Annotated in this window: 10 protein-coding genes; 6 read left to right on the top strand and 4 right to left on the bottom strand. The window is 61.1% G+C overall.

Features of this window, described 5'->3' with window-relative positions; translation table 11 throughout:
• Positions 1–514 precede the first annotated feature (514 nt).
• The 3 genes from ABJK70_RS12915 to ABJK70_RS12925 all read right to left on the bottom strand — a co-directional run bounded on the left by ABJK70_RS12915 (position 515) and on the right by ABJK70_RS12925 (position 3,173).
• A complete protein-coding gene (locus ABJK70_RS12915; protein ID WP_347258176.1) occupies positions 515–1,138 on the bottom strand; it encodes a hypothetical protein in 624 nt (207 codons plus the stop codon).
• Positions 1,090–1,425 carry a hypothetical protein gene (locus ABJK70_RS12920; protein WP_347258177.1) on the bottom strand — a complete coding sequence of 112 codons (336 nt, stop codon included), beginning with the start codon at positions 1,423–1,425 and terminating at the stop codon, positions 1,090–1,092. The genes ABJK70_RS12915 and ABJK70_RS12920 overlap by 49 nt, the downstream gene beginning before the upstream one ends.
• A 389-nt stretch (positions 1,426–1,814) precedes the next feature.
• Complete coding sequence (locus ABJK70_RS12925) at positions 1,815–3,173, bottom strand: SIR2 family protein (RefSeq protein ID WP_347258178.1); 1,359 nt, start codon at positions 3,171–3,173, stop codon at positions 1,815–1,817.
• Positions 3,174–3,719: 546 nt separating this feature from the next.
• Between ABJK70_RS12925 and ABJK70_RS12930 the strand changes: the two genes are divergently transcribed.
• Complete coding sequence (locus tag ABJK70_RS12930; protein ID WP_347258179.1) at positions 3,720–6,545, top strand: PAS domain S-box protein; 2,826 nt, start codon at positions 3,720–3,722, stop codon at positions 6,543–6,545.
• A 319-nt stretch (positions 6,546–6,864) separates the two neighbouring features.
• On the opposite strand, the gene ABJK70_RS12935 is transcribed toward ABJK70_RS12930, so the two are convergent.
• Complete coding sequence (locus ABJK70_RS12935; RefSeq protein ID WP_168175393.1) at positions 6,865–7,359, bottom strand: MerR family transcriptional regulator; 495 nt, start codon at positions 7,357–7,359, stop codon at positions 6,865–6,867.
• 196 nt (positions 7,360–7,555) lie between these two features.
• On the opposite strand from ABJK70_RS12935, the gene nrtS reads away from it, so the two are divergent.
• The 5 genes from nrtS to ABJK70_RS12960 form a co-directional block, all read left to right on the top strand.
• Positions 7,556–7,780, top strand: coding sequence for a nitrate/nitrite transporter NrtS (gene nrtS, locus ABJK70_RS12940; RefSeq protein ID WP_205780742.1), 225 nt, complete (start codon positions 7,556–7,558; stop codon positions 7,778–7,780).
• A gap of 66 nt (positions 7,781–7,846) precedes the next feature.
• Positions 7,847–8,911, top strand: a complete 1,065-nt coding sequence (locus ABJK70_RS12945) for a cobalamin-independent methionine synthase II family protein (RefSeq protein ID WP_347258180.1) — start codon at positions 7,847–7,849, stop codon at positions 8,909–8,911.
• 245 nt (positions 8,912–9,156) lie between these two features.
• Positions 9,157–9,549 (top strand): hypothetical protein, encoded by a 393-nt coding sequence (locus ABJK70_RS12950; RefSeq protein ID WP_077729975.1) that lies wholly within the window; start codon positions 9,157–9,159, stop codon positions 9,547–9,549.
• A gap of 61 nt (positions 9,550–9,610) precedes the next feature.
• Positions 9,611–11,209 carry a phage tail sheath C-terminal domain-containing protein gene (locus ABJK70_RS12955; RefSeq protein WP_077729976.1) on the top strand — a complete coding sequence of 533 codons (1,599 nt, stop codon included), beginning with the start codon at positions 9,611–9,613 and terminating at the stop codon, positions 11,207–11,209.
• A 16-nt stretch (positions 11,210–11,225) separates the two neighbouring features.
• Positions 11,226–11,579, top strand: a 354-nt coding sequence (locus tag ABJK70_RS12960; RefSeq protein WP_347258181.1) for a phage tail protein, incomplete at its 3' end; no start/stop codon positions are given.

The raw sequence follows: 11,579 nt of genomic DNA on the forward strand, positions 1-11,579 counted from the left end.
TCAATTGGCTGAAGCTATCGCGAGGAAAAAGCAAACCGGCTCCGGTGACACCGGAAACGGCAGTTGATCGTTACGGACTTGGTCGCCGATAACATTCTGTTCTATCCGAAAACGATTTCGTAGTAGGGTGGGTTAGGCCGCGCGGCCGTAACCCACCGAGCGACCTCGAATCGGTGGGTTACGCTCCGCTAACCCACCCTACGTAATGTTCACTCGAATGCCGAATGGAATTAGGCGCGTATCGCACGACACCTGCAAAGTTCCTTTGGTGTTTCCGCGCGCCGTAGCCCACCGACCAAGGCCGCGCAACCGGTGGGTTACGGCGCGCGAAGAGTTCCGTGACTGCCGAATGCTTCGTGGGAGTGCGCGCCTAACCCACCCTACACCAGATATACGAATCGGAACATTGTTTTCGGACGCACCTTAAGCACAGGGCAGGGAGCCCGGCGCCCGCGTTATGTTGGCGTGAGCCTGCTTCTCTGCCGCCGCAAGCGCGCGGGCTTCGTCTTTCCTGTCAGCCAGGCTGCATTTCATCGGCATTGGCGACAAATTCGATGCGCGTGACTTCGTCGAATACCTCGTTGGGAATGGTGTGCTCGTACTGGTTTTCATACCAGCTGCGGCAATACGGTAGGAAGATCCTCCCCTGATGGATGTGGTGCAAAACCTTGTCCCCTCGGTAGAGCACGTAATCGACCCCGGTGTTGTCGCCACGGCTGCTCCAATCGTCACCGAACACTTCGAACTGGATGAATAACTTGGAAAACAGGCGGCCCGCTTCGGTCGTCTTGACCGCGGTGACACGGACATTCTGGTAACGACGGGCAACGGCGTCGGTGTCGAGGGTTTGCAGGAACTCCTGCAATTTTCCCTTTTTCACCTGCGTCGTCTCGTCGATGGGAACGCCCAGGTCGTTGAGTCCCATAGTTTTGGCGGGCGCCAGTTCAATCGAAGCGATATGTTTTACTAACGAAGCCATAATCTTGCCTTTAATGTGCCCGTGCGCATTGTCGCTCCCCTCCCTGCTAAGAGAGAGCTCAACATAAACCACTGGATTGTTCGGGAGATGCCGGCCTGATCCGGTTCTTCTCAGCGCGCGGCGACGGTACTCAGAAGCAAGGTGTGAATCGTTGTCCATCCCCTCGGTACCGGGTTGCGCTGGAAAAACGCCGGGTCAGCCATGAAGGTTTGTCGCGGCCGCTCGCTGAACACGCCGCCGATGTCGCATAGCGGAATGACGCGGTCCTGCGGCGGCTGACAGTCAACGCAAACCATCCCCCTTACCACGACAACCCCAGCCTCTACATTTCCCCGCGCAATGATGTCGTGCGGCCAAAACCCGAAGATCATGCCGCCGTCGTTAAGCATCACTTGGGTCGAGAGCCCGTTGTTGATCAATCGAATTAATGAGGTAACGTTATTCATCGCTTTCTACGCAATTCCGTCGGGTTCGACCGGTCGATGGACCAAGACGACCTTTGGCCTTGACCGGGACGGCTTATTATTACCCGCATTTCCCGCCGAGAGTTAGCTGCCGGTGACGCTGATCGCGCTCTTATCGAGCAGCGCACTGTTTCCGAAAACGGCTGATGTCGGCGCGACCCGCCCGAAGCTGAGCGATTGATGATCTTGGAAAAAACGCGAAGCGGCCTCCTGACGAAGACCACGAATGCGAAGATCGGAAATGCCCGCACGCTTTCATGCGCGCCGAAACGCCTGCGATTGGGTGTGTTGATCGCCGGCAACGAGCGCGCATGATCATTCAGCAAGGGCGCACACGGCACCGGCATGTACGCTCGTTACCGAAGCCATCATCACTGCAAGTGCCGGATCAAACCCGGCAATTCCTTGAAATCGTCGAACCATACCGGACGCACGCCGAATTCGAGGTATTTGGCCGATTCCGCCTCGATCTCGTCCGGGGCCGGTTCCTTCCCCTGTCTGTCGTGCGGCCACTTCAGGAGCGCGTAGTGGTAGCGGCCCGGGTATTCCGCGATGGCTTCCCGAAGCAGGTCGTTCATCGCGTCATCGGTGAACGAACAACCGATATAGAGCGCGATATGTACCGGATTGGCCAGAAATCCCCGATAAACCGTCTCCAGAATCCTGGATCGCGGACCTTTGTACACCGTCAGGTACTGGGACGTCGAAAAGACAAAGCGGACGTCCGTTATCAAAAAAATGCGTCTGGGCGTGTAGCCGTGCAGATGAAAGACCGGTTGGTGCCACCGGCTGTTGCGGGCCAGTTCGTCGGGGTCGCCTCGAAGCTCATCGCCTTTCATGGCCCAGGCCGCATGCGGGATCTTCTGTTCGGCGAGCGCTTCGGACATGAGGACATCGAAGTTGTAGGTAATGATCGAGTCCCAGCCCGGAAACAGGCCGGGACCGCGCACCGGCACCTCCTGCGCATGCGCCAGTTCGGCGATGGCCCGGTGGGTCTCGCCGGGCTCTTTCGCGCGCGTATAGAGAATCCTGGTGAGCAGGCGAAACAGATGTTGACCGCAAAGGTCGTAACACACTTGCGCCCCCTGCATTAGGGTCTCGACATCGGTGGAAGGGCCTTTGGCCTTCACCTCGGCGAAGATCTTTCGTGCGATTTGCTCCTGCTCCGGCGTAAAGCGCCTCACTTCGCTGACCCGTTGCTCAAAGCGCCAGGTGCCGCTCCCGCCGGTGCGCACGGTGCCGTCGGGAAGGAATTCGATCGGAGCTTGAGGAGGATTGTCGGCGGCGGGCACGGATTCATGGAATTCCAGGCCCTTGTCGAGCGTTTCCTCCAGCATCAAGAGCACCAGATCCGACCAGGACGGCGCACCGGCGCCCATCGAGACTCCGGCTCCCAACACCGGCGACAGCGCGCTCGATCGGCGAATCAGGCGCAGCAGCCCGAGATCGAACTCCCGAATGCGCCATCCGAGCCGGGTCCGGATCTCCTCGATGTAAGGCAGTACCAGACGCACTTCGGAGCGGATATCGGGCAGCGGACGGTTGGATAGCGGATGCTGACTGGCCCGGTAGATCCCGTTGACGTAGGTTTCGAGCTCGAACAGCGCGGCGGCCGGATCGTCGTTGAGAGCAAGCTGTTCCAATCGCGAAAGATCGCCGCCGTGCAGCGCTCTTTGCCAGGCGGCGTGCTGCTCCGAGGGGCGCGGGACCAATGACGGATCTTGCGGCATCTTCGTGTCCTCCGATTGCAGCAATCGCGCATTTGCCGCCCTGACGGGCATGAAAAACGCAATGGTATGAACAGATTGGGGACGGTAGCTCGTCGATGATCCAAAAGCCGAATTTTCGAGTCAAGGATTTTTAGGCGGACTGGGCCAAGAGGAAACGGCCCCGTCCAGCCGGTAATTTGTCGGCTCAACCGAAACAATCGAAACGCCATAAAGAGGCCGCACTCCCATGGCGCGTTTGAGGCTTCGATCCGCGACCTCCAAAGACGTCTTTGCCCGGCCGGGTGGCCGTGCACTCGCCTGTCGGTTCCGTTACCGCGAGCCGTTGACCCTTCCTTCGCTTCGAACCAAATGCGAAAATGCGTTGATTCAAACGGAATACCCTTTCTGTACATTAGGATGAGACTACAACTCCTGCCGGTGCGCCCGTTGAGCCTGGCAAACGCCTGGATATCCAGGGCGTGACGCGGGGAAGATCGGTCTTCCACTCCGCCGAAATCGATCGGTCCATCTGCCTGCCTGCCCCGTAATTACGACCCTGGTAAAGCCGTGTTCGAGTCGCCCCGCCCAAAATTCCTTCACCTTGCCTTATTCCCCGCCGCCTACCTGCTGGGTTCCTGGCTCGGCCATTGGCTGACGCTGCTGCCCGGATCGGGCGTAACCTTGTGGCCGCCGAGCGGTCTCTATCTTGCGGTGCTGTTGTTGAGCGAGAAACGCCATTGGCCTTGGTGGATATTGGCCGGATTGCCCGCCGAAGCGGCCGGCGACCTGTGGCTGTTCCACATTCCGCTTTCCGCCGCTTTTTCCATCTATTTGGGCAATACGCTCGAAGCACTGGTCGGCGCAAGCCTGGTGCGCGGCTGGTGCGGCGCGCCGTTTCAGTTGCGCGGGTTGCGGGAGGTGCTGGTGCTGATCCTCTTCGGCGCGTTGTTGAGCCCCGTCCTCAGCGCGACGTTGGGTGCCGCGATCTTGGCCGCGCTCGGGTGGCAGGCGTTCACCTGGGTTTGGCCGCTCTGGTGGGTCGGCGACGGCGTGGGCGTCCTGATCGTGGCTCCCCTGGTCCTGGAGGTCTTTCAGGCTCGATGGAAATGGCGGGACATCCAAGTCGCTCGCTGGGTTGAAGCCGGGACGATGATCGCCGTGTTCGTCGCTATTGCCCACCTCGTCTTCACCGGCCGATTTCCGTACGGCTACATCATCATGCTGCCCCTGCTGTGGGCCACGCTGCGCTTCGAAATTTTCGGAATGGCGCTGACCATGGCCATCCTGACGGTCATGGCGGTGCGCTACACGGCGGGCGGGCTCGGGCTGTTCGCAAATCCCGACTTCGCTCCCGATGAGCGGCAGTGGCTGGTACAGATGTTCTTGGTCATCGTCGCCTTCTCGGCGCTCGTGGTCGCCGCCCTTACCCGGCAACACCGGCAGGCGCTGTTCAGTTTAGAGCGCGCCTACGGCGAGCTCGAAGCCCGCGTGCTCGAACGTACGGCGGAGGCACGCGAGAACGAGGAGCGGCTACGGCTGTTTATCGAATATGCACCCGCGGCGGTAGCCATGTTCGACCGTGAAATGCGTTATCTCGCCGTCAGCCGCCGTTGGCTGGACGATTACAGTCTCGAAGGCGAGGTGCGGGGCCGTTCCCATTACGACGTCTTCCCCGAGATTCCCGAGCGCTGGAGAAACGCCCATCGCCGCGCACTGGCCGGCGAAGTCGTTACCGCCGACGAAGACCACTTCGTCCGAACCAATGGAACCGTCCAATGGCAGCGTTGGGAGGTGCGGCCGTGGCGCGGGGCGGATGGCGCCATCGGCGGGATAATCCTTTTTACCGAGGACATCACCGACCGCAAGGTGGCCGAGAACGCGGTGCGCGCGTCGGAAGAGAAATACCGAGCCCTGTTCGAGTCCATAGACCAGGGGTTTTGTACCATCGAAGTGTTGTTCGATGAAAACGAAAAACCCGTGGATTACCGGTTCCTGACCGTCAATCCGGCATTTGAACGCCAGACGGGAATTCCCAACGCGGCCGGCAGACGGATGCGGGAAATCGCCCCTCTGCACGAGGAACACTGGTTCGAGATTTACGGCCGGATCGCCTTGACGGGCGAGCCGATGCGTTTCGAGAACCGCGCGGCGCAGCTCCACCGTTATTACGATGTTTACGCCTTTCGGATCGGCGCGCCGGAGGAACGAAAAGTGGCGATTCTTTTCAACGACATCACCGAGCGCAAGCGCGCCGACGAGGCCCTCCGCGCCAGCGAGCAGCGCTTCCGCGCCATCTTCGAGCATGCGGGGACCGGCATCGCCATCACCGACGAAGAGGGACATGTTCTGAAGTGCAATCCCGCATTTTGCACTCTGCTCGGCTATACCCAGGAGGAACTCGGTCACCTCGTTTTGCCCGACCTGGTGCATCCCGACGACTGTGCCGCCAATTTTTCCGCGCTCCGCCGCCTGCGGGAAGAGGAACTTCCTTACTTCGAAATGGAAAACCGCTACCTGCGCAAGGACGGCCAAACGGTCTGGGTGCGCAAGTTCGTTTCGCTGCTGCGTGAATCGGCGGATGTGCCGGCGCACCTGGTGGCGCTGGTAACCGACATGACCGAGCGCCACCACATGGAGGAAGCCTTGCGCGCTGCCGACCGCCAGAAGGACGAGTTCCTGGCGATGCTGGCGCACGAGCTGAGAAATCCGCTGGCCCCGATCCGCAATGCCCTGTACGTGCTGCAAAGATCCGACGCCGAAGCTGTGGCCAACGAACGCACTCGTGCCATGCTCACGATGATGGAGCGCCAGGTGAACCATTTGGTCCGGCTGGTGGACGATCTCCTGGAAGTGTCCCGCATCACCCGCGGCAAGATCGAGCTCAAGAAGGAACGAGTCGATCTGGCGGTTGTCATCGGTCATGCCGTTGAAACCAATCAGCCGCTCATCCAGGCAAACGACCACGATCTGAGCGTTTCCCTCCCGCCGGAACCCTTGCTTCTCGATGCGGACCCGGTGCGGATTGCCCAGATTTTCGCCAATCTGCTCAACAACGCCACCAAGTACACGCCTGCCGGCGGACACATTCATCTCACGGCGGCGCAAATGGGCAACGAGGCCGTCGTCCGCGTCCGCGACACCGGTGTCGGTATTTCGGCCGGGATGTTGCCCCACGTGTTCGATCTTTTCACCCAGGTCGACCGTACCCTCGACCGGTCTCAAGGGGGGCTGGGAATCGGGCTGGCCCTGGTGCGCCGCCTGGTCGAGCTGCACGGCGGCCGGGTCGAGGTCCACAGCGAGGGATCGGGCCGGGGCAGCGAGTTCGTGGTGTATCTGCCGCTGGCCGCCGCCGCTTCGGCCGACGCCGCGATCTCGGAAGCCGCGGTTCCGTAAGCCAGGCCGTCTCTGCACGAGTCGCCGCGTTGAATCGTGGTGGCGGCTAATTCCATTCGACATTCGAATGGACATTCATCGTAGGATGGGTAGAGCGAAGCGAAACCCATCGATGGTGGGATAGCCCCTCGGCTCCGCTCGCGACAGGCTCCGCGTAACCCACCGATCCGAGGTCGCGCGATGGGTTACGGTCTCGCGGCCTGCTGCTCGAATTTTCCGACGGCGATATCCGGGTAGCCCGTGATGGGCCGGTGACATTGAACGCCTCGCCCGCTTGGGCAATGCCGGTCCTGCGGCATAGCCGGATAGGCCTTCCGGATCAGGGACTGGTCGGATCCCAAATAAGACGGGCGAGATCCGTCAAATCGACATCCCGGTCGACGGGACATTGCGGGCAATCCAGGCGATTGGGCCGATTCGGGCATCGGCTGCATTGGCGAATCAGCATCTCAGCCCGTTCAAGATCGCGTTCCACCAATTCCAGCTCGCTCCGGGTCGAATCAATCCATCCCCGCAGTTCATCCAGGAGCGGCAATACCTTCGATACGGCTTCCGCCCCGGAGCCGCATTGCTCGCGAACGCAAGCGAGCCGCTGCACATCGCTCAATTCCATCCCCAAGCGGGCAAGCCGGAGGACGATCGCCATGCGTTTGACGTCTTTCTTGCGGTAAAGCCGGGTCCCGCCACGGGTCCGTTCGGGCGCGATCAGGCCCAGTTCTTCGTACAGGCGGATAGTTCTGGGCGTGGTTCCCAGGTCTTCGGCTAACTCGCCGATCTTCAGCATGTCGCGCTGGTCGCGCGGAGGGAGGCGCATAACCATTACATCTCTATATTTGACGTTTACGGAAGATTCTGTTGACGCATCGGATGGAGCCGAGTTATAAGGTTTCCATCCAAGATTGGTTTTATATTAATGAATTTTAATTAAATATAGATATTGATGAGCTTCAGGAATGCGAGCAAACAAGGCTTTTTGGGTTGACATGTTATTCCGTTACAGGACGAAAGTGATGGCCTGTCACCGGTTGGCGCTGACGGGCGGAGTTTATCCTCGCTCGCTGCGGGTTACCCTGGTCGTCGGCACGCTCTTGAATCTTATCAACCAACCCGAGGCTCTCCTGGGCGCGTCGCCCTGGAATTTGACGCAGGCGATTTTGACCTATGCGGTGCCTTTTCTTGTCGCCACCTATGGCGCCGTGTCCGGGAGCATCCGACAGAACGGCCGCTCGGCATGAACCCCGATACGGATATTTTGCGGCCGAAAGTGAACCCCTCCATCTCGTTACCTTGTGGAGAATACCATGACGATTCCAACTGAACCGATCGGCAGCATCCCCCGTCCTCCGGAGCTTTTAGCGTTATTGCGGGAATTTCGTGCCGGCCGGGCTTCCTCGGAGCGGCTGGCGACGGTGTCCGAGGAGGCTCTGCGCGATACCCTCCGCCGCTTCGAAGACACCGGGTCGCCAGTCGTTACGGATGGCGAGCAAACCAAGCCGAGCTTTGCCACTTATCCGCTACAGGGCCTTCCCAACATCGCCCCGGACGGCGCGGTCATTACGTTTGCCGATGGCCATACGCGCCAGTTGCCGCGGTTGACGGCGGGGCCGTTTCGCTACGCGACGTACGCCGACCAATACCTCCGGGCTGCCCAACGCCTGACCTCATTGCCCGTGAAGCAGGCCGTCATTTCGGCTTCGGCGCTCAGTCTGATCTATCCGCCCGACGGGATCGAAGGCTATCCTCGGGAAGCTTTCCTCGACGACCTCGTCCGGGAAGCCGCCCGGGATATCCGGGGTTGTCTCGAGGCGGGAGCCCATCGCGTGCAGATCGATTTCACGGAGGGTCGGCTCGCGGTCAAGCTCGATCCCTCGAGGCGGTTGCTTCGGGAATTCATCGCTTTGAACAATCGCGTGCTCGATCATTTCACTCCCGAGGAGCGGCGGCGCATCGGCGTTCATACCTGCCCCGGCGGCGACCGCGACTCGACCCACAGTGCGGACGTGGACTATGCCGAACTCTTGCCGAGTTTGCTCGAGCTCAAGGCCGACAATTTTTACGTTCAGCTGGCCAGCGAAAAACAGTCCGACCGCGCGCTCGCCGCGCTTCGGCGGCATGTGCGGCCGGGGCAGAGGATTTTCGTCGGCGTGATCGACGTGCTCAATCCGGAGGTCGAGACGCCGGAGGCGGTGCGCGATCGCGTGTTGAAGGCCGCAGAATACCTTTCGCTCGATCAACTGGGAACGACCGATGATTGCGGCTTTTCGCCGTTCGAGGACGACACCTCGACCGGCCGCGATACGGCGTTCGGAAAGATTCGATCGAGAGTGCTGGGTACGAAGCTAGCCGAGCTCATTCTGGAACGATAGCCGATCGAGAGGGTTGGAAGACGGGGACATGGAAAGTCGGTCAGGCTTTGGCGCTTTGATGGCCCGCCTGTTCTCCCGTCACCCGGTACGCCATGTCCGGCTGCCGTGATGGTTACGACTGCGTAAATCTCGTATTCCGTCTCAAGATATCGACGGATGTCTCTCGGCCTTGACAAAGGGTCCTCAAGAGGCGTATTACCGCTCGGGAAAGGCTCATGACGCTCAAATAAAAAAGGAGAAAGCTCATGGCAACTCTGAGTTGGTCGCTCACGATACAGGTCAGTGGCAGCGCGGCGGTGACTCTTTCCCGCCCGCCTCAGGAGATCGAGGCAACCGACCGGATCGAGGTTTCGATCCAGCCGGGCGACAGCGATAAGGTCATCGACCTGCAACCGGGGGGAAGCAGCGCCATTCACCTTCTGGTGATCAAGTCTTCCGCTTACGGTACGCATCTGAGCTTCAAGGTCAGTGACGGGACCACCGATTCCTCCTCTCTGACACTGGACAGTCCCCAAATCTTCTCCGGTGGCGGCGTCGCCTTGTTCGGCGTGGCGCCACGCCAAATGAAATTCACCAATAGCAGCTCCGACAAGCCCGCCAGCGTCGAGATCCTCGTCGCGCGGGATGCCACGCCTTGATATGACGGCCGGGGATGCAGGTCCCCGTTCTTAACCAACCAGTCGATACGGAGAGATCGCCATGCCCGTTGCTCTTACCTATCCCGGTGTCTATATCGAAGAAGTGCCCAGCGGCGTTCGAACCATCACGGGCGTGGCCACCTCCATTACCGCCTTCATCGGAAGGGCGTTGCAAGGCCCCGTGAACCAAGCCGTTCGCATCCAGAGCTTCGCCGAGTACACCCGCCTCTTCGGCGGTTTGTGGCAGGCCAGCACCATGAGCTATGCCGTCAGCCATTTCTTCCAGCACGGCGGGAGCGATGCGATCATCGTGCGGGTCTTCAATGGCGACGTGGCGGCCAGCACCGCGACCATCACCCTGGTCACGACGACCGGCAACCTGGTGTTGGAAGCATCCAGCCCAGGCACCTGGGGTGCCGCCCTGCGCGCTACGGTGGATCACGAAACCCGCGATCCGGGCGACACGGCCCTGTTCAACCTGACCGTCGAGCAGCTCGACCGCCCCGGCGGCACACGGGTGATCGCCTCCGAGCGTTTCCGCAACGTGTCGGGCAAGGTCACGGATCCGCGCTTCGTCGATACCGTTCTCGCCCAGGGGTCGAGTTTCGTGAGGGTGCGTACCTCGGCACCGGACGGCGAAAGCCCCACCGACGCCACGCAAGCGGCGGTAGGCAACGCCACCGATGACGGAGACCCGCTGGTCGACGGGCAAATCACCGGCGATCCGAATCAACGCACCGGGATCCATGCCCTGGAGCCGGTCGACCTGTTCAACTTGCTCTGCATTCCGCCTCTGGGAACGGAGCGGGATACGCCGCCGGCCGGCACCGGTGCGTCGTGGCCGGATGTCGACAACGCGACCTGGGCCGCCGCGGCAAGTTACTGCCAGGACCGCCGGGCGATGTTGATCGTCGACCCGCCCGCGGCCTGGACCGCGAATCCGAGCACGGCGGTCGCCACGGCCGAGGCCGGGGTGAACGGGGTCCGCGGAACCATCGGCAACGACGACGCCCGCAACGCGGTCATGTATTTCCCGCGGCTCCGGATGCCGGACCCCCTCAACGAGAATCGCCTGGGCAGCTTCGCCCCCTGCGGGGCGCTGGCTGGGATCATGGCGCGGACCGACGCCCAGCGCGGCGTGTGGAAAGCGCCGGCCGGCCTGGAAGCGTCGTTCTCCGGGGTCCAGGAATTCACCTACACCCTCACCGACGGCGAGAACGGGCGCTTGAATCCCCTGGGCCTCAACTGCCTGCGCAGCTTTCCGGTCGCCGGCAAGGTCGTGTGGGGCGCCCGCACCCTGGTCGGGGCCGATCTGCTCGCTTCGGAATGGAAATACCTGCCGGTGCGGCGTATGGCCCTCTTTCTCGAGGAAAGTCTTTACCGCGGCACCCAGTGGGTGGTGTTCGAGCCCAACGATGAACCCCTCTGGGCGCAGATCCGGCTCAACGTGGGCGCGTTCATGCAGAACCTGTTCCGCCAGGGCGCTTTCCAGGGCCAGAGTCCCAGGGAAGCGTATCTCGTCAAGTGCGACCGCGAGACCACCACGCAGAACGATATCAATTTGGGCATCGTGAACATCCTGGTGGGCTTCGCTCCGCTCAAGCCCGCCGAATTCGTGGTGATTCGCATTCAGCAGTTGGCCGGACAGATTCAGGCTTAACCGGGGAGAATTCAAGATGGCGCAGTTTTCCGTGAACGCTCAGCGTTTCGATCCGTACAAGAACTTCAAATTCCGCGTGAAATGGGATGGCCGCTACGTCGCCGGCATCTCCAAGGTGGGCGCTCTCAAGCGCTCCACCGAGATGGTCGAACACCGCGAAGGCGGCGACCCTTCCACCTCGCGCAAGTCTCCCGGTCGCACCAAGTTCGAGGCCATCACGCTCGAACGGGGCGTCACCCACGATACCGAATTCGAGAAATGGGCGAACAAGGTGTGGAACTTCGGCTCCGGCCTGGGCGCCGAGGTCTCGCTGAAGGATTTCCGCAAGGACATCATCATCGAGGTCTACAACGAGGCCGGGCAACTCGCG

The organism is Methylocaldum sp. (assembly GCF_039794385.1).
Classification (GTDB): Bacteria; Pseudomonadota; Gammaproteobacteria; order Methylococcales; family Methylococcaceae; genus Methylocaldum.